Genomic DNA, 23,859 nt, shown 5'->3' with positions numbered 1-23,859 from the left:
AATTGATGAGACAACTGGAATCAATTGAGGAATTCAATAAATTAAAAAACAGCCAGCCGGTAATCTTCATGTTTACTGCCGGCTGGTGTCCGGATTGCCGGGTGATCGATCCGATCATGCCGGAGGTAGAAAAGAAGTTTGGGAACTATACATTCGTTTCGGTTGACCGGGATAAGTTCATCGATCTTTGCATCGAGTTGGACATATACGGCATCCCGAGTTTCCTGGCGTTCGGCGAAGGCAAGGAGCTGGGACGCTTCGTAAGCCGTGACCGGAAGACTCAAGAGGAAATCGAATCCTTCATTACAGAGTTGGCCCTATAATATCAAGACGGTTCGCCCGCCTGGGTCGAACCGTTTATTTTTGACAGAGAGGAAGATCGCGATGAATTCCACACAATTATTCAATCTATTGAGAGAACGGCTTCCGAGCCGGGACTTGGAATGGCGCTATGACCGTGAAAAGAATACGGCGAATATCCGCCACTTAAAAGTCGGAAAAGGCCTGACGCTGGACCTTCCGAAAATTGCAAGCCGCTATGAAACAAAAGGTGATGAAGCGGTCAATGAGATCGTTTATACCATCAATGAAACATTCAAGGCGATGGAGCGTGAAGCGGAAGGGGACCTGCCTGGCGGTGAACACATCTATCCGGTCATCCGTTCGACTTCCTTCCCCGAAGAGTCCAATGAAGGTAACCGCTTCATCACTGCAGAACATACTGCTGAAACCCGGATCTATTATGCACTTGATACAGGGGCAGCCTATCGCTTAATTGATGAAAATATGTTAAATTCATTAAGTCTGACAGAAGACCAGCTGAAAGAGCTTGCGAGATTCCAGGTTAAAAAGCTGAAAACTGCAGTCAAGGAAGACCATGTTGCGGGCAACGTGTTTTATTTCCTTAACGAGAATGATGGATATGATGCTACACGAATTTTGAATGAGACCTTCCTGAAAGAGATGAAACAGAAAGTCACGGGAGACATGACGGTATCAGTTCCGCATCAGGATGTCCTGATCATCGGTGATATCCGCAACGAAATGGGATATGACATCCTCGCCCAGATGGCGATGCATTTCTTCACCAATGGCAAAGTGCCGATCACATCCCTGTCGTTCATCTATGAAAACGATGAATTGGAACCGATATTTATCCTGGCAAAAAATAGACCTGAAGAGGAGAACGATAAGAAATGAACGCATTTTACAATAAAGAGGGAATCGGCGACGTGCTGCTGGTTCAATTGCAGACGGAAAAACCTGAAAAAATTAAAACTGAAATTACAGGAGATGTAACGCTGATCAAAGACGAAGCAGGCAATATTGCCGCTTTCAACTTATTCAATGCATCGGGGTACATCACGTTCCCGGAAACGGGAACAATCGACGTATCGGAGCAATTGGTGACTGAGCTTCAGAATGCACTTGAAAAAAATGGCGTTGATTACCTGTTGGAAGTCGACCTGTCACCAAAATTCGTCATCGGGTATGTAGAGTCTATGGAAAAACATCCGAATGCGGACAAACTGAATGTCTGCCAGGTGACTGTCGGCACTGAAAGCCTGCAGATCGTCTGCGGTGCACCGAATGTGGCAGCCGGACAGAAAGTGGTTGTAGCAAAAGTCGGAGCAGTGATGCCTTCTGGGATGATCATCAAAGATGCTGAACTTCGCGGAGTAGCATCCAGCGGGATGATCTGCTCGGCCAAAGAATTGGCATTGCCGGATGCCCCGCAGGAAAAAGGGATCCTTGTTTTGGACAATGATGCAGAACCCGGAACAGCATTCGAAGTAAAGGCGTGATTTAACATGAGTTGGGTTAAAAATTTATGGAATCGGATGTTCGCGGACGAACGTGAAGAAGAAGTGGAACCGGAATATGAAGCGCCCGTCGAATCTGCAAACAGAAATGTCCCTTTCCGCTTTCCAGTCATCACTGATGAAGAAAGGGAGATTTTTCTTAAGCGGGAGCAGAACGGCGAGAAAGTGACCATGGCAGAAGTCAGGGAAGAACTGGTCCGTCGGCCGCTTCGTCCTGCTCAGAATGAGCGGAGGGAGTTTCACCCGGAACCGGTCCCTGTAAAGCGGCCGGTCCGTCAGGCAACGCAGCATTTAAGGGAACGCCCATCCAAACCGGCCGAACGAAAAGAGAAGAGCCGGCCAGTGCCGGTCAAAAACCGTTTTGAGCCGACCAGGATCCCTTCTCCCATCCATGGATATAATGAGCGGAAACCGGCACGGATCGAAAAGCTTCTTGAACAGAAAGAGCTGAAAGAAGAATTCCAACGGGCGATTTTGCCGCAGCCTGAACCCGCACCGCCAGAAATCCAAAAGGCGGAAACGGAAAAAGCTCCAGCGGTGATTGAGCAAATTCAGCAGGAATCAGGGAAAGTCACCGAAACGATCCCGGTTATTACGGAGCAGGAACCGGTGATCGAACAAATGGATGCAGTTGAGGCGGAACCGGAAATAAGGGAAGAAACCCAAATTTCCTCTGTTGCAGAAGAAACCAAGTCAGCTGATCTGGAAGAATCTCCTGTAGAAACGGATCCGGCGTTTTCCGAAGAGGAACCTGAACCAGAAATGATCGAAGAAAATCCGGTACATAATGAATTGCCGCAAACCGGCCAACCGTCGCAGGCGGCAATAGAGTCGGCTCCAATCAGAAAAAAGGAAAAAACGGTGCCGTTTAATGTGCTGATGCTGAAATCGGATAAGGAAAAGATCAATAAATTTCAGCCCTTTCAGATGAAACAGCAGGCTCCGATTAAAAAAGCCGAACCTTCAGCGATACCTAAACAGGATCAGCCTGCCACTATAGAAAAGACTGCACCATTGCCAGTGGCAGAAGAACCGGTTGAACCGATTGAAACGCCTGCATCCCTGAGCTATGTGCACCCGCACAGCAGCTTTCTTCAGATGCCTGAAAATGACCGAAAAGATGATGAGTGGATGGAAGAACAAGGCGAGCGCCTGATTGAAGCGCTGTCCCACTTCCAGGTGCAAGCCACTATTTTAAGCATCGTTCAGGGGCCTGCTGTCACTCAATTTGAGCTGACGGTCGCCCAGGGTGTGAAAGTGAGCAAAATCCGCAATCTGGCGGATGATCTTAAATTGGCGCTGGCAGCGAAAGATATTCGTATCCAGGCTCCGATTCCAGGGAAAAGTTCCATCGGCATCGAAATCCCGAACAGGACGTCGAGAGCTGTCAGAATTTCGGAAGTGCTCGAAAGTCCGCAATTCCTGGATTCGGATTCTCCGTTGGAAGCGGCGCTTGGCCTCGATTTGACCGGTAAGCCGGTCACACTCGATCTAAGGAAAATGCCGCACGGTTTAATTGCCGGTGCGACAGGATCGGGGAAATCGGTATGCATCAATTCACTCCTGGTGAGCCTGCTGTACAAATCGTCGCCGCGTGATCTGAAACTGTTGCTGATCGATCCGAAAATGGTTGAACTGGCACCGTATAACCATATTCCACATCTTGTGAGCCCTGTTATTACTGACGTAAAAGCAGCGACAGCTTCATTGAAATGGGCGGTGTCGGAAATGGAACGGCGCTATCAATTATTTGCGCATACCGGCGTACGCGATATCAGCCGCTATAATAAGTTGGTGAAGGAAAAAGGCGATCATGCCCAGCATCTGCCGTATATTTTAATCGTTATCGATGAATTGGCAGATTTGATGATGATGTCACCGTCAGATGTCGAAGATGCGATTTGCCGGATTGCGCAGAAAGCGCGCGCATGCGGTATCCACCTGGTCATTGCGACGCAGCGGCCATCCGTGGATGTCATTACCGGCTTGATAAAATCCAATATCCCGACACGTATCGCGTTTTCTGTATCTTCACAAGTGGATAGCCGGACCATCCTAGATTCTCAGGGAGCTGAACGGTTGCTTGGAAGAGGGGATATGTTGTATCTAGGAAACGGCATGTCAGCACCAAGCCGCATCCAGGGAACTTTCGTGACAGATGAAGAAATTGAAAAAATCATTGATCATGTCCGCAGCCAAGGTGAACCTGAATACTTCTTCAAAGAAGATGAACTGATCAAACAGGCGGGATCCGGAGCGGAGCAGGATGAATTATTTGAAGATGCCTGCCGCTTCATCATGCAGCAGGGAAGCGCGTCCACGTCCCTGTTGCAGCGGAAATTCCACATCGGCTATAACAGAGCCGCCCGATTGATGGATCTAATCGAGGAATATGGCTTCATATCCGAACAGAACGGCAGTAAAGCCCGCTCTGTACTGATTACAGAAGAAGACATTTCTGAAGTTTTCCATTAAGGGTCCTATTATTCTAAAATGTCGGTTATCTTTCCGTTTGATAAAATTATGATATAATTGTGTAATTGTTTGGAACAACGGCTATTGCATCCATAAGGTGTCCATAGACTACTTACAGCTTCCACAGGAGGTTCATTTATGACAGTTTTACATTTTACCGGCATTAAAGGCTCAGGGATGAGCCCGCTGGCGCAGATTATGCACGATATGGGCAGGGAAGTTCAGGGCTCGGATATCGCCAAGTATTTTTTTACAGAGGAACGGCTGCGTGAAAGAGGCATTTCCATCCTGCCTTTCGATCCTGACAATATTTCTGCAGAGATGACGATCGTTGCCGGCAATGCTTTCAATGATGAGCATCCGGAACTCGTGCGCGCAAGGGAATTGGGCGCGACCATCATCCGCTACCATGAATTTCTTGGAGATCTGATGAAACAATATGTCTCCGTCGCAATCACTGGCGCTCATGGAAAGACATCGACCACCGGCTTGATGGCTCACGTGCTGAATGGCTATAAACCTGTATCTTACCTGATTGGTGATGGAACAGGCTACGGTATGGAGGATTCGCATTTCTTCGTTGTCGAAGCGTGTGAATACCGCCGTCATTTCCTTGCCTATCATCCGGATTATGCGATCATGACGAATATCGATTTCGACCATCCCGATTATTTTGCGGGAATCGACGATGTGTTCAATGCATTTGAAGAAATGGCTCAGCAAGTAAAAAAATGCATCATCGCTTGCGGTGATGATGAACATCTTCAGAAATTGCAGTCGCCTGTCCCGATGGTCTACTACGGCTTCGGAGAAGAGAATGATTTTCAGGCCCGCAATATCGTGAAGACGACAGAAGGCACAACGTTCGATGTTGTGATCCGCAATGAGTTTTTTGCGACATTCACGATTCCGATGTTCGGCGACCATACGATTTTAAATGCGCTGGCCGTCATTTCACTTTGCCATTATGAAAATATCCCGGCAGATATCATTCAACAGCAATTTACTGGCTACCAAGGCGTAAAACGGAGATTCACGCAGACGGATATCGGTGACCGCATCCTAATCGACGATTATGCGCACCATCCGACCGAGATACGTGCGACCCTGCAATCGGCACGCCAGAAGTTTCCTGACCGTGAAGTGATTGCGATTTTCCAGCCGCACACATTTACCCGCACCCAGACATTCCTCCAGGAGTTCGCAGATTGCCTGACTGAGGCTGACCAGGTGTATCTCTGTGATATTTTCGGTTCTGCCCGCGAAGAAGCGGGAACGATGACAATCAGCGACCTTGCAGAGAAAGTGCCGGGCAGCCGAGCGCTGCAAGTGGAAGATGTGGCCCAATTAACCAGCCATGAAAATGGCGTATTCCTGTTCATGGGAGCTGGAGACGTAACGAAATTCAAAGAAGCTTTTGAGAACCTGCTGAAGTCAGAAGAAACAGTTTAACTTTCGAGTTAAACTGTTTTTCTTTTTTAGCAGGTTTTTTGTGAGGCTATCTAGAAGTATTCTAGTGGGACTAAGTTTAGGCTCAGTTCGACAAGGGTAGAAAATCTATAGACCAGAAAGTAAAAGGAGGAATTATGATGGATTGGCAAATACTGTTGTACATAGCCGCTATCGTGGCTGCAGTCGGATTCTTAATTCTATGCGTAGCTTTGGCAATGACATTGAATTCGTTGAAAAACACATTAAAAGAAGTTTCCGGCACAGTTGCGGGACTTGAAAATCAGCTGCAGGGGGTAACATTGGAAACCACCAACCTGCTGCACAAGACGAATGAACTCGCAGAAGACATCCAAGAAAAAACAACGAAACTCAATGGTGTCGTGGATGCAGTGAAAGGGGTCGGGAATTCGGTGACAGACCTGAACGCTTCAGTGAGACGCATTACCATGTCCATTGCATCGCAAGCTGAACAGAACGAAGAGAAGATTGCGCAGGTCGTTCAATGGAGCAACGTGGCGATGGGGATCCGCGATAAATGGAAAGAGCGTAAAGCCTACAGCACGCGGCAGTCGGAATCATACCAGCCGGTACCGGGACAAAAGCAGCTTCCCCACAACGACCAGTATTAATACAATCAAATAAAAACTATTAAAATAATGGAGGAATGTAAAATGACTGGAAACAATAACAATGATTTCAACAACCAAAAACCGAATTACAATGAGTCGCAATATAACAGGGATTATTATTCGAATACCGGACAAAACTATCAGCAAAGCGATTACGTGCCGCAATCCTACGGCATGTCCAGCCGCTATGACGATCTTTATGATTACGAGGAAGAATCAGGCTCGGGAAGCTTCCTGGCAGGAGCTCTTGTCGGCGTAGTGATCGGGGCAGCTGCAGCTTTGTTCCTTGCACCGAAATCCGGCAAGGAATTCCGCGGAGACCTGAATACCCAAGTCACTTCATTGAAAGAGAAAACACAGGGCTCAGGATCTGACAGTGAAGGCGGCGGTCTGAAACAGCAGCTGAAAGACCAGTCTTCCAAAGTTGTGGATAAAGTGAAAGGCATGAAAGGCGGAACTTCACCGATGGATGATGGCACAGCATCCTCAGAAGGGGAAGAGTCGATCGAGTTGCATGCGACGATCCAGAACAGTGTCTACGAATCCAATAAAGAAACTGAAACAGCAGGCGAAGATGCCTTCACTTCAACAGCCAATGCGCTGAAAGAAGCTGTCGAAGAAGTGAATGAAGATAAAAAATCTGCTGGTTCAGGATCGAATTCCAACGACAATAAATCCGGGAACACGTCCCATAAGAACAATTCCGGAAACAATAATTCAAACAAGAACAACAGCAGCAACAGCAACAGCAGCAACAGCAGCAACAGCAGCAACAGCAACAGCAACAGCAACAGCAACAGCAATAACAAAAACAATTCCCACGGCAATAAAAACAATTCGACTAAATAATCTGGGAGCGGATACAATGAAAAATCTTATACGCGTACAGGACCTGGACAGTTTGAAAAAAGCGGTTGAAAACACACAAAGCTTCTGGCTTTTCAAACACAGCAGTACCTGCCCCGTGTCAGCAGCTGCCTGGAACGAATACAATGAATATTGTTCATTGCATCCCAATCAGCTGTTCCTGTACCTGGTAGTCCAGGAAGACCGGGAATTGTCCAAGGAAATAGCGGAAATCACTGAGATCAAACATGAATCGCCGCAAGCCATGCATTTTGCGAATATGCAAGTAGACTGGCATGCCTCCCACAATAAGATCAAAAGCAAATCAATGCAGGAATTTATTGCTTGATAAAAACAAGCCGGAGCCCAGTGCCCCGGCTTTTCTTATGCTTAAATACTTTAGCGCGTTGAAGCGCTAAAACTTTTTGCGTGACTTTGCCGAATACTTTGCATATAATAGTCCTATCATGTTAATATGAGTCACTAATAACAGGTGAATCATTGAGAGGGGAAATTTGAATGAGCAAGATGGATCTAGAACAGCTAAGAGAAAAAGTTGATGCAGTAAACCTGCAAATTCTATCCCTGATAAACGAGAGAGCTTCCGTTATACAGGAAATTGGGAAAGTTAAAGAAAAACAGGGTATGAACAGATATGATCCTCTTCGCGAGCGCCATATGCTAAATCTCCTGAAAGACAATAATAATGGGCCGTTGGATCAAAAAACGGTTGATCATATATTCAAGGAAATCTTCAAATCCGCATTGGATATGCAGGAAGAAGATACTCGCAAAGCGCTTCTTGTATCCCGCAAGAAAAAAGCGGAAGACACAATCATCGATATCAACGGCGAAAAAATCGGGCAGGGCGAACCGTCGTTCATCTTCGGACCATGTGCTGTTGAATCCCAGGAGCAAGTTACGACAGTTGCTGAAGCCATCGGCGCCAAAGGGCTTAAAATGATTCGCGGAGGAGCCTATAAACCCCGCACATCGCCATACGATTTCCAGGGACTTGGTCTTGAAGGCTTGAAAATGCTGAAAAACGCTGCAGATGAATTTAATCTGGCAGTGGTTTCAGAAATCGTCACACCTCACCACCTTGAAGAAGCACTTGATTATGTCGACGTTGTTCAAGTCGGAGCGCGCAATATGCAAAACTTCGAATTATTGAAAGCGGTCGGAAGCATCAATAAGCCGGTACTGTTGAAGCGAGGCATGTCTGCCACCATCGAGGAATTCATCAATGCGGCTGAGTATATTATCGCATCCGGCAACAGTCAGATCATCCTTTGCGAACGCGGTATCCGCACATATGAAAAAGCGACGCGCAACACATTGGACATTTCCGCTGTGCCGATCTTGAAGCAGGAAACGCATTTGCCGGTATTCGTAGATGTGACGCATTCTACTGGACGCCGTGATCTATTGCTGCCGGCAGCCAAAGCGGCAATCGCCATCGGAGCCGATGGGGTTATGGCAGAAGTGCACCCGGATCCGGCTGTTGCCTTGTCTGATGCCCAGCAGCAGATGAGCCTTCCGCAATTCGATGAATACTATGATTTATTGATGAAGTTCATGAAACAGTATGAATTGAAAGTTTAATGAAAGTTTAATGTCAAAAAGCCGGGGGGAAACCCGGCTTTTGTTTTGTTTTAGTTGATATACATAAAGTTTTTAACGTATGATTGAAGAAAAGGGAAAGAGGGCGCTTACATGACCGTAACAATTTATGATGTGGCACGGGAAGCGAACGTTTCCATGGCGACAGTTTCACGCGTAGTGAACGGCAACCAGAATGTCAAACCGGCCACAAGGAAAAAAGTATTGAAAGTGATTGAAGAATTGGGGTATCGCCCAAATGCGGTAGCGCGGGGTCTTGCAAGCAAAAAGACCACCACAGTAGGTGTCATCATTCCGGATATCTCAAACAGCACGTATGCTGAACTTGCCAGAGGCATCGAAGATATCGCGACAATGTACCGCTATAATATCATCCTGTCCAATTCGGACCAGAACGAAAACAAGGAGTTGCAGCTTCTTGAAACGATGCTCGGCAAACAGGTGGATGGAATTGTATTCATGAGTGATGTGATTTCCCCTGAGTTGCTGTTCGAAATGGAAAGATCGCCGACTCCGATTGTGTTGGCCGGCTCTATTGAAGAAACCGGCAAGATCGCTTCTGTAAATATCGATTATTACGAAGCCGCTTACGAGGCTGTTAAAAAGTTGATTGATAATGGTCATACAACGATCGCATTGATTTCTGGGCCGTTAAGCTCCAAGATCAACCGGGATTATAAGATGAAAGGCTACCGTGAAGCTTTGAAGGCTGCCGGGATCGAGTTCAGGCCAGAACTTGTTGTGGAATGCAATAATTCGTACGATGAAGGAATGGAGGCTGTAAGAGAGCTGAAATCCTATAAACCGACGGCTTATTTCGTCAGCAATGATGAAATGTCGATCGGGGTCATCCACCAGGTGGAAGAAGAAGGGTTCCGGATTCCTGAAGATGTCGAAATCATCAGCTATGAAAACTCCAAGCTGGCGCGTATGGCACGTCCGATGCTGAGTTCAGTGGCTTTGCCGCTGTATGATATCGGAGCGGTTTCCATGCGTCTATTGACGAAATATATGAATAAAGAAGAAATTGATCAGAACCAGGTCATTCTCCCTTATCGTATCGAGGAACGCCAATCCACTAAAAATGCAGAAGTGAATAAATAAGCTTTCAGGCTATGGAGAAATATCATTTTCTTCACTCATTTCGCTGCAGGTCTGTTAATATCTCAAAGCCAGTGCAGCGATGCTTTTACGCGCAATATCGATTTCTTATCTATATTTCTTTCACAAAAAAGCTGCACCGGCGATTCCGTCCGGTGCAGCTTTTGATATCAGGAAAGATTCTTCTGCGTATGGCGGATGATATAGAGTGATTTATCCATCATCTGCTGGTTTTTTTCATTGATTTCTTCTTTTCGCGGGATGGGTTCGTACATATTTTTTGGATCATCCCACGTTTTGATCAAGGGGACAGGTGATTCAGGCTGCCAGTTTTCAAGCCATTGCCCGGGAAGGGGGCCAGTTGGCTGGGCAAAATCACTCATTTCCATCCATAACAGCGACCATGCCCGAGGTACGACGCGCCAGATATCATAGCCGCCGCCTCCGACGGCAATCCATTTACCTCCGCAATATTCATGCGCCAGTTCATGTGCGATTTTAGGGATTTCGCGGTAAATATCCATGGTGCCATACAGGTGGGTCAAGGGATCAAGGTAATGGGCATCTGCGCCGTTTTGGGAAAGGATCACATCGGGTTTGAAATGTTCCATGATCTCTTTCATGGCGGTGCGGTAAATTTCCAGGAAAGATTCGTCCTCTGTAAAAGCATCGATCGGAAAATTGAAGGAAGTGCCGTAACCCTGGCCGTTTCCGCGTTCATTGATATTGCCGGTGCCGGGGAACAGGTATCGTCCAGTTTCGTGAATCGATACAGTGCAGACATCCGGATCATCATAGAAGCACCACTGGACCCCGTCTCCGTGATGGGCATCCGTATCGATATAGAGAACGCGGGCACCGTATTTTTTTTGCAGGTATTTGATGGCAACAGAACTGTCATTGTAGATGCAAAATCCGGATGCCTTTCCACGGAATCCGTGATGGAGTCCGCCGCCAAGATTCAGGGCATGCTGCGCCTTGCCTTCCATCACATAATCGACAGCGGTTAAAGTGCCGCCCACAAGACGTGCACTCGCTTCATGCATATTTTCGAAGATGGGTGTATCTTCAGTGCCGATTCCATAACTTTCACCCACTTCAGGACTAAGCTCACCATTGCTCGCTTTTTTGACGATATCGATATAGCGCTGGTCATGCGCCAATAATAATTCTTCATCTGTTGCCACTCTGGCAGGCACGACCAGATTTTCTGGAAGCGCATTCATTTTTCTCAGCAAATCAACCGTCAGCACGAGGCGCTTCTGGTTGAATGGATGGGTCTCTGAAAATTTATAGCCCAGCTGATCTTCAGAGTAGATAAAAACGGCATGTTCTATTCGTTTATTTGCGGCATTTTTGGCCATAAGACATCAAAACCTTCTTTGCGTAAGTCATTAATGAGTGCCAGAGGATTCATGGTTTGAACACGGAACACGAGAATTTTGAAATCCTCCTTTTCCCGGTCGGGGTATACCAGCACGCTGAGTACATTGATATTATGCTGAGCGAAAATTTGAGAAACCTGCATTAAGACGCCGGAGCGGTCCTTTACGCGCAATTCGATCTGGGAGCCGGGCTGGTGTGTCCCGGTCAGCTCGATAAAAGTATACAGCAGATCGGTTTCCGTGATGAAGCCGACCAGTTTCCCGCCGCTTACGATCGGAAGACAGCCGATCTGCTGTTCATAGAATACCATGGCAATTTCTTCGACTGAATCCATCGGATGGGCGGTCACAGGATTCGGTGTCATGATTTCATCGACTGTTTTCAGATAAGGTGCACCTTTTGGCGATTCTGTGAAACGGGACGGCAGCGCTTCTTTCAGGTCCCTGTCTGTCACGACGCCGACGACTTTGCCTTCCTCCAGAACAGGGGCATGCCGGATTTTTTGTTTTTCGAATAAATCCAGGACCTCCTGCACAGTTTGCCGGGAATTCAATACATGCACTTCCGTTTTCATAATCTCTTCCAATAGCAATAGGCTCACCCCTTTTAATTAGTACATATAACGCTGTTTGAAGCGCAGCTGATCAAATTTTTGGATGGATTCACGATCCACCCTGCTGCCGATTTTTGCCATCAGGCAGTTGGCAGGGTGGGAGCTGATTTCAGGCTCATCGGTTGCATAATATTCAAGACCGCCAGCCTGCATCATCTTCTCCATTATTTTACGGTATTCCCATACATTCAGGCCCGTCCCTTTTAAATCCCAATGCCAATAATATTCAGTCGTGATGACAATGAAATCTTCAAAAGCATCATCCATCATCGAGGTTTTGAGCAGTGCTTTACCGACGCCGCTGCCTCTGAATTTCGGTATGACTTCAATGGCACCGAGTTCTATCAGATTTTCCATATTCCCTTCAGACCAGCGTTCAAGCGGATCCGGATAGAGGAAAGTGACATAGCCGACGATCATATTCTTATCGCGGGCAATGAGGATCCGCCCTTCCGGTAAGTCGGCAATTCCGATGACAGCTTCATGCTGTTGTTTGGCAGGACGGAAGGCAACCAGATCTTCGTGGAAGTCGAGAGTACGGAGTTCGCTTGATGGAACCGGTCCTTCAATAACGATTCTTCCATGTTTCGTTTTTAACTCCATAGCGTTATATGTTTTCTTGTGCTCCATTATTTCACCGCCTGTAAATTTACAATTAGGTTCATTATACATGAAAAGGGAAGGGTATTGCCAATCACTTTGAAAGCGCTCTCTATTATCTAAAAAGTTAAAATAATTGGATTTTTGGTTGGCCGCTGGGTTAGAATAAAATAGATATTAGAATTGAAAGGATGATTTGGATGAAAGTGGAAGCTATGCCAGCAGTGCCAGGAGATTTTAACTTACATAATTATGACGCGGTGGCGGCTGATTTTGACTGGAAAGAAGTTGAGAAACAATTCAGCTGGTATGAAACCGGTAAAATCAATATGGCTCATGAAGCGATTGACCGACATGCAGATTCTTCCAGAAAAAATAAGATAGCTCTTTATTATATGGATCAGTTCAGAAAAGAATCCTACACATTCTATGAGATGAAGCGTATGACTAACCGGGCAGCGAACCTATTGAAAGCACATTCGGACCTGGAGAAGGGAGATCGTATCTTCATCTTTATGCCCCGCTCGCCGGAACTTTATTTTATGATGTTCGGTGCATTGAAGATGGGTCTGATTGTGGGGCCGCTTTTTGAAGCGTTCATGGAAGGTGCGATTTATGACAGATTGGATGACAGTGATGCCAAAGCCATCATCACAACCCCTGATCTTGTATCACGTGTACCTTTCGACCGTCTGCCGAATCTGCAGACGATTTACCTGGTCGGCGAAAACATTGAAGAAGATGATCACACAGTGGATGTCATGAAACATCTGCCAACAAGTTCAGACAAATTTGAAGTGGAATGGCTCGACAAGGAAGATGGTCTGGTCCTTCATTATACTTCCGGTTCCACAGGCAAACCGAAAGGGGTCCTGCATGCGCAATATGCCATGGTCCAGCAGATCCAAACCGGCCAGTGGGTCCTGGATTTCAAGGAGGAAGACATCTATTGGTGTACAGCGGATCCAGGCTGGGTGACCGGAACAGCATACGGCGTTTTTTCACCTTGGCTGAACGGTGTCACGACGGTCATCATCGGCGGCCGCTTTTCTCCGGAAGGCTGGTATCAGGCCATTGAAGATTATGGCGTCACAATCTGGTACAGCGCGCCGACTGCATTCCGTATGCTGATGGGAGCAGGCGATGCTTTGGTGAAAGAGTACGACCTGTCAACATTGCGCCATGTCGTTTCTGTCGGAGAACCGCTGAATCCCGAAGTCATCAGATGGGGGGCGCAGGTATTCGAACGCAGAATCCATGATACATGGTGGATGACGGAAACCGGGGCGCAGGTCATTTGCAATTATCCATCCCTGGCAATAAAGCCGGGATCGATGGGTAAACCGATGCCTGGTATCAAAGCGGCCATCGTCGACGATCAGGGCAATGAGCTTCAGGCCAATCAGATGGGTAACCTGGCGATTGAAAAAGGGTGGCCGGCAATGATGCGTCATATCTGGAACAATCCTGAAAAATACGAGTCCTATTTCCTGAAAGATAAATGGTATGTTTCCGGAGATTCAGCTTACATGGATGAAGAGGGCTACTTCTGGTTCCAGGGCCGTGTAGATGATGTCATCATGACTTCAGGCGAACGCGTCGGTCCATTCGAGGTCGAAAGTAAATTACTCGAGCATCCTGCCATCGCAGAAGCAGGTGTCATCGGTAAACCCGATCCTGTCCGCGGTGAAATCATCAAGGCATTTGTTGCGCTGAATGAAGGTTTCGAACCATCGGATGAATTGGTCCAGGATATCCAGACATTTGTCAAAAAAGGGCTGGCCGCACATGCAGCACCAAAAGAAATTGAATTCAAGGATAAACTTCCGAAGACGAGAAGCGGTAAAATCATGCGCCGAGTGTTAAAAGCATGGGAACTCGATCTGCCGGCAGGCGACCTTTCGACAATGGAAGATTAATCGTATAAATAAAAAAGATCCGGACCATTTCAAAATGGTCCGGATCTTTTTTATTTTATTCGGCGTCGTCAGGTTCATCAGGTGTTTCAGGAGGATCTGCCGGCTCAACCGGCTCGTTAGGTTCTTCAGGTTCTTCAGGTTCTGTCGGTTCCTCAGGCTCCTCGGGTTCTTCCGGCTCAGTGGCAGGAGGAGGTGAAGCAGGAGGTGCCGGTGTATTGTTTTCTTCCGGTTCACTTTCCCTTTCCGGCGCATCAACCGTGACGGCGTTGGAATTGGCTGATTCCCTGCCAGTGATATCGACAGCTACGACATGATAGGTACCCGGTCCTGGTACTCTGTATGAGTTGCCGGACGTTTCAGGAATGGAAGCCAAGCGGGAAGTGGAGCCGCCTGTATTTCTATAGACGCGGTAGCCTACGACATCATTTGACGGCGAATTGCCCCAACTCAGTGCTGTTCCGTCAAGGGCGGCAGAGACAGCAGCAGGTGCAACTTCATCCGCATTAAAGCTGGTGGATGAAACGACGTTCGAGAATCGTGAATTCTGCGGGAACAATTTGCTTGGATCTCCGCCGAAAGGTGCGAGCATCCGGTCGATGAAGTCTGCAGAAACTCCTACGCCGCCACCCGAAATAAATTCTTCAGGTGTAGAAGGAAGGGCTGCATAGCGGCTTCCGTTGATCGTTGTATATCTTCCGGTTGTCAGGCTGTCATCCGCCTGGCTCGGCACCATGACATTCGCATTGAACAAATCGGATCTGACAAGTCCGTCGCCGGCGCATCCGCCGCTTGGCGCTAGTCCGGAGATACCGCAGAATGAACGGTTGACAACTCCTTCAGGCTGTTGGAATGTCTCCTGGGTCCCGAAGAATTCAGGATTGATGTCATAAGAAGCATTCATGATGGCCGCCCATACCTGATTGACACGGGTAGAAGGCTGGAGATTGCTGTTTCTCATGATATCAAGTGAATTGGACTCCTTATCATACCCTAGCCATACACTCATTGTGACGTTCGGATTATATCCTACAAGCCAGACATCTTTTGTTTCCTGCGATGTCCCGGTCTTGCCCGCAAAATCAGCATTGAATTTCAATAGATTGTTAGCGCGGTTGGCAGTGCCGCCAGGGCCATCAAAGACATCCCGCATCATATCCGTAATGATATAGGAAGTTTGAGGAGTGTAGACTTCTTCTTTTTTAACTTCGTATTCGAAGATGGTGTTCCCCTGTGCATCTTCAATCCGGTCAATCATTGAAGAACCGGTAAATGTTCCGTAATTGGCAAATGTTGCGTATGCTCTTGCCAATTCTTCAGGTGTAGCTTCAATTCCACCGCCGAGTGCTGCAGAAGGCGCGAAGTTCTCTGATTCGACTACAGTGGAAAATCCGTTGTTCATCAAATAATTGATCGGCATCTGGTTTTGAATCTGTGCGAACAGCCGGACTGCCGGTAAGTTCTGAGATTCAGCCAACGCTGCCCTGGCAGACATGATGCCTTGCTCACTGGAAGAGATGAAGTTGCTTGGTCCCCATGTTTTTCCGTTATTATCGATGATTTCAAATTTCACATCGACGACCGGGCTGCCGGCGCCGATTTTTCCATATTCAATAGCTGGGGCATATACCAGCAGCGGTTTCGCTGTAGAGCCGATAGAGCGCAGAGCCTGGGTTGAATAATTGAAATTTGAAATATTGTGGTCGCGGCCGCCGACAAAGCTTAGAATCCGGCCGGTATCATTTTCGATTGTCGTTGATCCGACCTGGACTGGCATCGGAACTTCTTCTTCCTCGCCTTCGGAGTTGACGATTGTTTTGGTTAATGTGGGACCATATGCCTGATAAGCATCTTTAGCTGCCTGCTGGGCATTGTAGAGTTCTTTATTGATACTTGAATGGATGCGGTATCCCCGTGAGCGGACTGCACGGTCAGCCAAAATCTCATATTCTTCGAATAATTGATCGTTTTCATCCAGGGTGACCGGATCGATGCCGTTTTCTTCGGCAAGGACATCCATGATGATGCGGGTGGCCCGTTTTTCGATTTCCGTCGTGATATACGGGTATTCTTCATAAGAAAGAACTGTATCAGTCCGGAAGTCTTTGGTTATGTCATAAGCCAATGCTTCATTGTATTCCTGTTCCGTAATATACTCGGTTTCAAGCATCCGGAAAAGTACGGTTTTCATCCGGTCGATGCCAAATTCCAAATACTCAGGGGCCTTCACGCCGCCGCCTGAAGAAAATGGAGTATAACGGAAAGGCGCTTTTGGTATGCCGGCGATGAATGCCGCCTGAGGCAGGTTCAGTTCACTTGCTGACACATTGAAAATGCCTGATGCAGCAGTTTCAATTCCGGCGATATTCGTACCGGCTGAGTTTCTTCCATATGGAATGATATTCAGGTAAGCTTCAAGAATTTCTTCTTTGGTCATGAATTTCTCCAGGCGCATTGCCAAAAGAATTTCCTTCGCTTTTCGTTCATAGGAAACTTCGTTCGTCAAAATCTGGTTTTTGATGAGCTGCTGAGTTAAAGTGGAACCGCCTGTTTGGCTGTCGGAATTCGATACATCCTGGAAGAGGCCGCGGAAAATCGCTTTAGGCACAATTCCTTCATGTTCATTGAAATATTCATCTTCTGTAGCCAATACTGCATTTATTGCATGTTCAGAAACATTTTCCAGCGTCGTTTCTTCACGGTCCAGGTCAGTTCTCAACTTCCCAAGGTATTGGTTGTCGGCAAAGAATATCTCAGAGGTTTCATCATATGCATAGATTTCATTGCGCATTTCACTTTCGGTGCGCAATTTTTCTTCATCTACTAGAGAGGCGAAATAGCCGGCTCCTACAGAAGCGGCAAAAACACCCCCTACGACCAGAATGATTGCTAAAAGTACAGCAAGATTCCAGAAAACTCCTGTGGTGATATTCAAGCCTTTTGACCATTTTGAAGATTTCCATTTATTGTATGTTTCATCGGTTTTCTGTTGCCATTGTCTAACACGTTCGCGCACGATATCTACCCCCTAAAATCTTTTTATATTATAGCATATTCTTAAAATCCCGACTAAATTATTGACAAACTATAATTTTCGAGTACACTTACAATTATATTTCAATATTAAAACTGTGAAGGATCCGAAGTAGGTCCTGCGATTTTTTTCAAGAGAGCCGGTGGTAGCTGCGAACCGGTAAAAACGCAGAAACCGAATTACAGGTTTGGAGTTTACGGAAGTGCCCCGTTCGGCACGTGTGAAAGTGGAAGGATTGGAAACGATTCCTTCAAGCTGGGTGGTACCGCGCAAATGCGTCCCTGCATGTTCAAACATGCAGGGACTTTTTTATTTTTAGGAGGCATGCGCGAATCATCGGTTTAAACTTTCTGCGGAATACCCCGTTCATCACAGCAGTAAGATAATTGTATACGAGGAGGAACAATAATGTCGAATGAATTATTAGAAGATTTAAAATGGAGAGGTTTACTGTACCAGCAAACGGATGAAGAGGGTCTTGCGGAATTATTGCAGAGCGAAAAGATTTCCCTGTATTGCGGGGTTGATCCAACAGCAGACAGCATGCATATCGGCCATATCGTTCCTTTGCTGACATTACGCCGCTTCCAGATGCATGGCCACCAGCCGATCCTGCTCGTGGGCGGGGCAACCGGCATGATTGGGGATCCGTCGGGACGCAATGAAGAGCGCCAATTGCAGACCACGGAACAAATAGACCGGAACGTAGAAGGCATCAAAGTCCAAATGGAGCGGATCTTTGATTTCCATACGGAAAACGGAGCGAAAATGGTCAATAACCGGGATTGGATCGGTGCGATGAGCATCATCGAATTCCTGCGTGATTACGGTAAATTGATCTCTGTCAATTACATGCTGGCCAAAGATTCAGTGGCATCTCGCCTCGAAACCGGCATCTCGTTTACAGAGTTTTCGTATACGCTTATCCAGGCAATCGACTTCAATCATCTATACAATAACTTCAATTGCCGCGTACAGATCGGCGGCTCGGATCAATGGGGAAATATTACTTCCGGTCTGGAAGTGATCCGCAAAACGCATGAGGAAGAAACCAAAGCTTTCGGCATCACGATCCCGCTTGTCACAAAAGCGGATGGTACGAAATTCGGTAAATCTGCCGGTGGTTCCGTTTGGCTGGACGCTGCAAAAACCTCACCATATGAGTTTTACCAGTTCTGGATCAATACATCAGATGCGGATGTCATTAAATACCTGAAAATTTTCACGTTCATTAGCCGTGAAGATATTGAAGCACTGGAAGAATCGGTAAATACGGAAGCACATCTGCGTAAAGCGCAAACTGCACTGGCCGAAGAAATGACGCGCCTGGTGCACGGCGAATCCGCTCTGGAAGACGCAAAGCGCATTACTAAAGCATTGTTCAGCGGTGACCTTAAAGCTTTGTCCGCAAGCGAAATGAAAGCGGCATTCAAAGATGTTCCTTCTATTGAAATGGAACGCGAATCAAAATCCATCGTCGATCTGATTGTTGAAGCAGGCATTTCACCATCAAAACGCCAGGCAAGAGAAGATATCACAAATGGCGCAATATCTGTTAACGGTGAAAAAGTGACGGATCTGGAATACATCATTGATGAAAAAGACCGTTTGGAAGATGCATTTTCAATCATCCGCCGCGGCAAAAAGAAATATCATATGGTTCAGTTCAAAGGCTGATCAACAAGGACCGGCTTTAATTCAGCGCTATTTTTCCGGCGACCGTCCCTGGATTTCAGAGTCAATCATGTTTAATGCAGGGTTCAATGGGGAAATTTGAACAATGTCAGCTTTTCTATTGACTTACAAATCTAAGGAGGCGTAATAATGTCAAGAATAGTAGGTTCTTACAATTCAGAAGAAAAAGCGATCAAAGCTATTGAAGATTTGAAAAGGGAAGGATACCGGGCAGAGGATATCTCGGTTCTGAGTAAAGATGAAGCCGAAACAAAACATGTAACAGAAGAAACAGGTACACATGCAGGTGAAGGTGCTGCAACCGGCGCACTTGCTGGTGGGGCACTTGGCGGCTTAGGCGGTGTGCTGGCGGGAATTGGTGCTCTGGCCATTCCGGGAATTGGGCCGATTGTGGCAGCCGGACCGATTGTAGCCGGTTTGACGGGTGCAGCGGCAGGCGCCGGTGTGGGCGGATTGGCTGGAGCCTTGATCGGTCTTGGTATTCCGGAAGATGAGGCAAAGGATTACGAAAATCGGTTCAATGAAGGTGAAATTCTTGTTCTAGTCGAAGAGGATAACTTGAATATCCCGGATCATAATGACCGTGATAACTTTGCAGGCAACGATCCACTGATCGGGGGCCAGCGCGGAACAGGCGGCATCAGAGGTTCGAAGGATATTTAAAATAAAGCAGGCAGTTCAACGAAAAGCAGCGCTTCCTTCCGGAGGCGCTGCTTTTTCTTTGTATCATATATAGAAGGAAAATGAAAAAAGCGTCATCTTCGCTTCAAAAATGAAGGGACTTCCATCGACTCGAATTGCTCAGGATGAAGGAGCTTGCCAAGTTTGATGGCACCTTCAACGAGACGGGGGGAAGGGCGGCAATAAAGTTCTTCTTCCATGACATGGACATTGCCGGCTGCTTTCATGCCTTCGAATCCTGGGCGTTTGCGGAGCAGTTCAGGCTTTACTTTATCGGTCATTATGCCAACCCAGGCGAGCAGGATGAAATCGGGATCCCGCTGAATGATATCGTCCCAATCGGTTTGGATATTAGCAGAGTCCGTGTCATCGAAAATATTACGGGCGCCTGTTATTTCACTGATTTCCGACAGCCAGTTGACTTTGCCGGGTGTAAAAATGGGCTTGGGCCACCATTCCCAGTAGAGGGAGGGACGTTTTCCAATGCCGGCAGAACGCCTTTGGATTTCGCTTATTGCTTCCTTATATTGCGAATAGGCCGAAAGCGCATCGACTCCAGCTGCTTTTCCGACAGTCAGCAGGTCCTGCCCGATGTCATCCAGACTTTGAGGATCAAGGATGATATGCGGGATACTTCTCTTTCTCAATTCTTCGACATTCTTTTCCATGCCGGGCACACTTAATGAAGCGAGCACCAGGTCAGGTTCCAATTTTTCAAGTTCATCCATACGGATATCAAGGTCCGGACCAAGTTTCGGCAAGTGGGAGATGCTTGCCGGCCAATCGGAAAAATCATCGATTCCGACCAGCATTTTATCCGCCCCCAAAAATGCCAGGAGTTCGGTATTGCTCGGACAAATAGATATGAGTCTCATTGCTGCACCTCCGTTTTTATCAGTTTATCATAGAGGGAGGAGTCATTCCCGCTTTATGTGCAACAGAAAAAATAGTAAACGGAAATGGTGTTCAAGCTTTAAAAATTGAGAATCAGCGTAATTGATATTGGTTATTTAAGAGATTTTATCGGGGGCTAGATCAGGAAGACAGCGCTGACATCTTCACAAAAACTTTCAGAAAAAAATGAGAGAAAATTTTTGAGAACGCCAAAAAAGTATGTACTTTTCAGATATCTGCAGGTATGATATTTTTCAGGGAAACAGGAAAAGAAAACGCTGGAGATGGCACGCCGTATGCGGTGAAAGTCGCTTGTGCGGTGTAGGCTTGTTATAAAACCGGGAAATAGAGATGGTCTAAGACAAGAATGGCGAACCAGAAATACCAGCATTGTTAGAGGCACCAGAACTGACTTCATTAAACCAAGTAGTGGGAGGAACTCCGGAGTTTACTTTTGCCGATGATCCAGCATGGAGAGATAGCCTTGAGGCAATTCTTTTGACAGAGGACGGAACTTCGGTAGACGATCTTTTCGAACTCTTCACAATAACTGAAGGAAATATCCTGTATATCGGTGATGGACGATATGGGCCTTTTACTTACAATTGGACATTTGTAGCTGAAGGTTATGAAGATGCAGTAATATCGTTTGATCTGTCGGATTCAACTCCAGCTGAATAAGGTGTTTCGGATAAAAAATGAAGAACCTCGCCAATCGGCGGGGTTTTTCTTGTTGTCTTTCCAACCGGCATCAAAGAATGGCACGCAAATGAATGATTCTATGTGATGGTCTTCGAAAAGTACAAAACAGAAAAACCCCAAACCGGAAGTCCGGTTCGGGGTTTGAAATCAAAAAGATTAACGTGAGTAGTACTCAACGATCAACTGTTCGTTGATTTCAGCAGACAATTCGCTGCGTTCTGGGTAGCGTACGAATGTACCTTCTTTTTTGTCAGCGTCGATAGAAACATATTCAGGAACAAAGTTGCTCACTTCAATTGCTTCGTTGACGATGTCAAGGTTGTTTGATCTTTCACGGAAAGCGATCGTTTGTCCTGGCTTAACGCTGTATGATGGGATGTCAAGACGTTTGCCATCAACAAGGATGTGGCCGTGGTTTACCAATTGGCGAGCCTGGCGGCGAGTGCGCGCAAGACCTAAACGGTAAACAACGTTATCAAGGCGAGCTTCAAGAAGGATCATGAAGTTTTCACCGTGTTTACCAGGCATTTTGCCTGCTTTGTTGAAAAGAGTTTTAAATTGGCGTTCAGTTACACCGAACATGAAGCGCAATTTTTGCTTTTCTTGTAACTGTAAACCATACTCAGAAACTTTTCTGCGTTGGTTAGCACCGTGTTGACCTGGTGCGTAAGGGCGTTTTTCTAATTCTTTACCTGTGCCTGAAAGGGAAATACCCAAACGGCGGGACAGTTTCCATGCTGGACCTGTATAACGAGACATATAAGTCTCCTCCTCTGTTTTTGGTTTTTAGAGTAAAATAAAAACCAGATGCATTCATGCAGCAAGCCATTTTATAATATTGTACCTTCGCTCAGCAGCCAAGAGTTACGCGATACACCTCTATAGACCAGACGCAGGCTTCAGTTGAAACCTGGATTGTCGTATAAGGAATAAAATGGGCAAGCAGGCACACACAACTGCTGCGATTATTTTACACAAAGCATAGTATAACCGATTTCTTCATATAAAGTCAATCGAAAGAAAAAATTGAATTGGGCAAAGCCGCTTTTCTTTTTATTGGCTACAGGGTAGAATGGAATTGAATAATGTAAGCGCTTTCTATTTATGATTAAGGGGTGTAAGAAATGGACAAATCAAAAATGAGTATGGAAACAGCGGTGATCCATAAAGGGTATGACAGCTCGAAACATCATGACAGCCTGGCGACTCCGCTTTATCAGACTTCAACTTTCTCGTTTGCCACAGCGGAAGAAGGAGAGAACCGCTTTGCCGGCAACTCGGAAGGGAATATCTATTCGCGGCTGGGCAATCCGACAGTCCGTGTATTGGAAGAGCGCATGGCGGAAATCGAATACGGCGAAGGGGCGCTGGCATTCGGTTCCGGGATGGCTTCGGTAAGTGCAATCCTCATTTACCTGACAAAAGCGAATGACCATGTCCTTTGTTCACGCGGTATTTATGGATGCACATTCGGGCTGCTGGAAATAATGGAAGAAAAATATGGCATTACCCACAATCTGGTTTCCATGACGACGGAAGAGGAAATCGAAGCCGCAATCAAACCTGAAACGGTATGCATTTATGTCGAGACGCCGATCAATCCGACTATGGAACTGGTGAATCTGGAAGCGGTCATAAAAGTAGCCCGGAAACATGGCATCCGTGTAGTTGTCGACAATACGTTCTGCTCACCTTATCTGCAGAATCCATTGAAGATGGGCGCCGATTTTGTCCTGCACAGCGCGACAAAATATTTGAACGGCCACGGCGATGTCATCGGTGGAATTTTAGTGGGGAAAGACGGAGAAGAAATGCAGCACATCCGGATGACTGTCCAAAAAGATGTTGGGGGCATCATGTCACCTTTCGATGCGTGGCTTCTGCTTAGAGGGCTGAAGACACTTCATGTACGCATGGACCGCCATATTGAAAATGCTGGAAAGGTTCTCTCATTCCTTCAGCAGCAGCCGGCGGTCAAAAAGATTTTCTATCCGACCGACTCCAGCCATCCGCAATACGAGCTGGCGCTGAAACAGATGGCCAAAGGCGGCGGATTGATTTCCTTTGAACTTGAAGGCGGCAAGAGGGAAGCACAAAGCTTCATGAATGCGCTGTCCCTGATTAAAATCGCGGTAAGCCTCGGTGATGCCGAGACATTGATCCAGCATCCTGCTTCCATGACGCATGCAGTGGTTCCGGAAGCTTCCAGAAATGCCATGGGAATTACAGATTCCCTGCTGCGCCTGTCGGTCGGGCTGGAATCAGCCGACGATATCACCGCGGATTTGGCAGCGGCATTTGAAACAGTAAGAACGGAAGCGAAACTTCAGGAAATCTGAAGTGATGGGGAAAGCTGATAAATGGATGATTGAGGCCGCATTGATATAAA

The 23,859-nt window shown here is 46.7% G+C and carries 21 protein-coding genes and 1 other annotated feature; of the genes, 15 read left to right on the top strand and 6 right to left on the bottom strand.

Annotated features, from left to right (window positions below; all coding sequences use genetic code 11):
• Positions 1–5 precede the first annotated feature (5 nt).
• From IQ294_RS06840 to ccpA, 10 genes are all read left to right on the top strand, one after another.
• Complete coding sequence (locus IQ294_RS06840) at positions 6–323, top strand: thioredoxin family protein (protein WP_203333254.1); 318 nt, start codon at positions 6–8, stop codon at positions 321–323.
• 61 nt (positions 324–384) lie between these two features.
• Complete coding sequence (locus tag IQ294_RS06835) at positions 385–1,200, top strand: DUF1444 family protein (RefSeq protein ID WP_203333253.1); 816 nt, start codon at positions 385–387, stop codon at positions 1,198–1,200.
• Positions 1,197–1,805, top strand: a complete 609-nt coding sequence (gene ytpR / locus IQ294_RS06830) for a YtpR family tRNA-binding protein (protein WP_203333252.1) — start codon at positions 1,197–1,199, stop codon at positions 1,803–1,805. Before IQ294_RS06835 ends, ytpR begins: the two co-directional genes overlap by 4 nt.
• A 6-nt stretch (positions 1,806–1,811) precedes the next feature.
• Complete coding sequence (locus IQ294_RS06825; RefSeq protein WP_203333251.1) at positions 1,812–4,298, top strand: DNA translocase FtsK; 2,487 nt, start codon at positions 1,812–1,814, stop codon at positions 4,296–4,298.
• A 138-nt stretch (positions 4,299–4,436) separates the two neighbouring features.
• Positions 4,437–5,750 (top strand): UDP-N-acetylmuramate--L-alanine ligase, encoded by a 1,314-nt coding sequence (gene murC / locus IQ294_RS06820; protein ID WP_203333250.1) that lies wholly within the window; start codon positions 4,437–4,439, stop codon positions 5,748–5,750.
• Positions 5,751–5,887: 137 nt separating this feature from the next.
• A complete protein-coding gene (locus IQ294_RS06815; RefSeq protein WP_203333249.1) occupies positions 5,888–6,379 on the top strand; it encodes a DUF948 domain-containing protein in 492 nt (163 codons plus the stop codon).
• 42 nt (positions 6,380–6,421) lie between these two features.
• Positions 6,422–7,228: a YtxH domain-containing protein gene (locus IQ294_RS06810; RefSeq protein ID WP_203333248.1), complete on the top strand. Its 807-nt coding sequence runs from the start codon at positions 6,422–6,424 to the stop codon at positions 7,226–7,228.
• 16 nt (positions 7,229–7,244) lie between these two features.
• Positions 7,245–7,574: a bacillithiol system redox-active protein YtxJ gene (gene ytxJ, locus IQ294_RS06805; RefSeq protein ID WP_203333247.1), complete on the top strand. Its 330-nt coding sequence runs from the start codon at positions 7,245–7,247 to the stop codon at positions 7,572–7,574.
• A 170-nt stretch (positions 7,575–7,744) separates the two neighbouring features.
• Positions 7,745–8,830: a bifunctional 3-deoxy-7-phosphoheptulonate synthase/chorismate mutase gene (locus tag IQ294_RS06800; protein WP_203333246.1), complete on the top strand. Its 1,086-nt coding sequence runs from the start codon at positions 7,745–7,747 to the stop codon at positions 8,828–8,830.
• A 111-nt stretch (positions 8,831–8,941) separates the two neighbouring features.
• Positions 8,942–9,952 (top strand): catabolite control protein A, encoded by a 1,011-nt coding sequence (gene ccpA / locus IQ294_RS06795; protein WP_203333245.1) that lies wholly within the window; start codon positions 8,942–8,944, stop codon positions 9,950–9,952.
• A gap of 167 nt (positions 9,953–10,119) precedes the next feature.
• Here ccpA and IQ294_RS06790 read toward each other — a convergent pair whose 3' ends face one another.
• The 3 genes from IQ294_RS06790 to IQ294_RS06780 are packed head-to-tail and all read right to left on the bottom strand — an operon-like array spanning position 10,120 to position 12,578.
• Positions 10,120–11,313, bottom strand: a complete 1,194-nt coding sequence (locus IQ294_RS06790; protein WP_203333244.1) for an acetoin utilization protein AcuC — start codon at positions 11,311–11,313, stop codon at positions 10,120–10,122.
• A complete protein-coding gene (locus IQ294_RS06785; RefSeq protein WP_203333243.1) occupies positions 11,283–11,927 on the bottom strand; it encodes an acetoin utilization AcuB family protein in 645 nt (214 codons plus the stop codon). The genes IQ294_RS06790 and IQ294_RS06785 overlap by 31 nt, the downstream gene beginning before the upstream one ends.
• Positions 11,928–11,945: 18 nt before the next feature.
• Positions 11,946–12,578: a GNAT family N-acetyltransferase gene (locus IQ294_RS06780; protein WP_203333242.1), complete on the bottom strand. Its 633-nt coding sequence runs from the start codon at positions 12,576–12,578 to the stop codon at positions 11,946–11,948.
• A 170-nt stretch (positions 12,579–12,748) separates the two neighbouring features.
• Here IQ294_RS06780 and acsA point away from each other — a divergent pair, with 170 nt between their 5' ends.
• Positions 12,749–14,467, top strand: coding sequence for an acetate--CoA ligase (acsA, locus tag IQ294_RS06775; protein WP_203333241.1), 1,719 nt, complete (start codon positions 12,749–12,751; stop codon positions 14,465–14,467).
• 55 nt (positions 14,468–14,522) lie between these two features.
• On the opposite strand, the gene IQ294_RS06770 is transcribed toward acsA, so the two are convergent.
• Complete coding sequence (locus tag IQ294_RS06770; protein WP_203333240.1) at positions 14,523–17,480, bottom strand: transglycosylase domain-containing protein; 2,958 nt, start codon at positions 17,478–17,480, stop codon at positions 14,523–14,525.
• 106 nt (positions 17,481–17,586) lie between these two features.
• Positions 17,587–17,784 (top strand) — a binding site (T-box leader).
• A gap of 122 nt (positions 17,785–17,906) precedes the next feature.
• Between IQ294_RS06770 and tyrS the strand changes: the two genes are divergently transcribed.
• Together tyrS and IQ294_RS06760 are read left to right on the top strand one after the other, a co-directional pair.
• Positions 17,907–19,175 carry a tyrosine--tRNA ligase gene (gene tyrS, locus IQ294_RS06765; protein WP_203333239.1) on the top strand — a complete coding sequence of 423 codons (1,269 nt, stop codon included), beginning with the start codon at positions 17,907–17,909 and terminating at the stop codon, positions 19,173–19,175.
• A gap of 147 nt (positions 19,176–19,322) precedes the next feature.
• Entirely contained in the window at positions 19,323–19,856 is a 534-nt protein-coding gene (locus tag IQ294_RS06760) for a general stress protein (protein WP_203333238.1), read from the top strand.
• A gap of 92 nt (positions 19,857–19,948) precedes the next feature.
• On the opposite strand, the gene IQ294_RS06755 is transcribed toward IQ294_RS06760, so the two are convergent.
• Positions 19,949–20,749 (bottom strand): cobalamin-binding protein, encoded by an 801-nt coding sequence (locus IQ294_RS06755; protein ID WP_203333237.1) that lies wholly within the window; start codon positions 20,747–20,749, stop codon positions 19,949–19,951.
• Between the two features lie 448 nt (positions 20,750–21,197).
• On the opposite strand from IQ294_RS06755, the gene IQ294_RS06750 reads away from it, so the two are divergent.
• Positions 21,198–21,449: a hemoblobin-interacting domain-containing protein gene (locus IQ294_RS06750; RefSeq protein WP_432419949.1), complete on the top strand. Its 252-nt coding sequence runs from the start codon at positions 21,198–21,200 to the stop codon at positions 21,447–21,449.
• Positions 21,450–21,626: 177 nt separating this feature from the next.
• On the opposite strand, the gene rpsD is transcribed toward IQ294_RS06750, so the two are convergent.
• Positions 21,627–22,229: a 30S ribosomal protein S4 gene (rpsD, locus tag IQ294_RS06745; protein ID WP_203333235.1), complete on the bottom strand. Its 603-nt coding sequence runs from the start codon at positions 22,227–22,229 to the stop codon at positions 21,627–21,629.
• A 365-nt stretch (positions 22,230–22,594) separates the two neighbouring features.
• On the opposite strand from rpsD, the gene megL reads away from it, so the two are divergent.
• Entirely contained in the window at positions 22,595–23,809 is a 1,215-nt protein-coding gene (gene megL / locus IQ294_RS06740; protein WP_203333234.1) for a methionine gamma-lyase, read from the top strand.
• Positions 23,810–23,859: the final 50 nt, after the last annotated feature.

This window comes from Planococcus beigongshangi, assembly GCF_016820495.1.
GTDB classification, from domain to species: Bacteria; Bacillota; Bacilli; order Bacillales_A; family Planococcaceae; genus Planococcus; species Planococcus beigongshangi.
Note: the sequence above shows the minus strand (reverse complement) of the source record. Positions and strands in the feature narration are given on the sequence as shown.

What these genes read in the sequence shown, in the direction of transcription:
- rpsD (WP_203333235.1), bottom strand. Translation starts at nt 22,229, where the DNA reads ATGTCTCGTTATACAGGTCCAGCATGGAAACTGTCCCGCCGTTTGGGT.
- IQ294_RS06815 (WP_203333249.1), top strand. Translation starts at nt 5,888, where the DNA reads ATGGATTGGCAAATACTGTTGTACATAGCCGCTATCGTGGCTGCAGTC.
- IQ294_RS06780 (WP_203333242.1), bottom strand. Translation starts at nt 12,578, where the DNA reads ATGGAGCACAAGAAAACATATAACGCTATGGAGTTAAAAACGAAACAT.
- IQ294_RS06825 (WP_203333251.1), top strand. Translation starts at nt 1,812, where the DNA reads ATGAGTTGGGTTAAAAATTTATGGAATCGGATGTTCGCGGACGAACGT.
- ytpR (WP_203333252.1), top strand. Translation starts at nt 1,197, where the DNA reads ATGAACGCATTTTACAATAAAGAGGGAATCGGCGACGTGCTGCTGGTT.
- IQ294_RS06835 (WP_203333253.1), top strand. Translation starts at nt 385, where the DNA reads ATGAATTCCACACAATTATTCAATCTATTGAGAGAACGGCTTCCGAGC.
- IQ294_RS06755 (WP_203333237.1), bottom strand. Translation starts at nt 20,749, where the DNA reads ATGAGACTCATATCTATTTGTCCGAGCAATACCGAACTCCTGGCATTT.
- IQ294_RS06760 (WP_203333238.1), top strand. Translation starts at nt 19,323, where the DNA reads ATGTCAAGAATAGTAGGTTCTTACAATTCAGAAGAAAAAGCGATCAAA.
- IQ294_RS06840 (WP_203333254.1), top strand. Translation starts at nt 6, where the DNA reads ATGAGACAACTGGAATCAATTGAGGAATTCAATAAATTAAAAAACAGC.
- ytxJ (WP_203333247.1), top strand. Translation starts at nt 7,245, where the DNA reads ATGAAAAATCTTATACGCGTACAGGACCTGGACAGTTTGAAAAAAGCG.
- ccpA (WP_203333245.1), top strand. Translation starts at nt 8,942, where the DNA reads ATGACCGTAACAATTTATGATGTGGCACGGGAAGCGAACGTTTCCATG.
- murC (WP_203333250.1), top strand. Translation starts at nt 4,437, where the DNA reads ATGACAGTTTTACATTTTACCGGCATTAAAGGCTCAGGGATGAGCCCG.
- acsA (WP_203333241.1), top strand. Translation starts at nt 12,749, where the DNA reads ATGAAAGTGGAAGCTATGCCAGCAGTGCCAGGAGATTTTAACTTACAT.
- IQ294_RS06810 (WP_203333248.1), top strand. Translation starts at nt 6,422, where the DNA reads ATGACTGGAAACAATAACAATGATTTCAACAACCAAAAACCGAATTAC.
- IQ294_RS06800 (WP_203333246.1), top strand. Translation starts at nt 7,745, where the DNA reads ATGAGCAAGATGGATCTAGAACAGCTAAGAGAAAAAGTTGATGCAGTA.
- IQ294_RS06790 (WP_203333244.1), bottom strand. Translation starts at nt 11,313, where the DNA reads ATGGCCAAAAATGCCGCAAATAAACGAATAGAACATGCCGTTTTTATC.
- megL (WP_203333234.1), top strand. Translation starts at nt 22,595, where the DNA reads ATGGACAAATCAAAAATGAGTATGGAAACAGCGGTGATCCATAAAGGG.
- tyrS (WP_203333239.1), top strand. Translation starts at nt 17,907, where the DNA reads ATGTCGAATGAATTATTAGAAGATTTAAAATGGAGAGGTTTACTGTAC.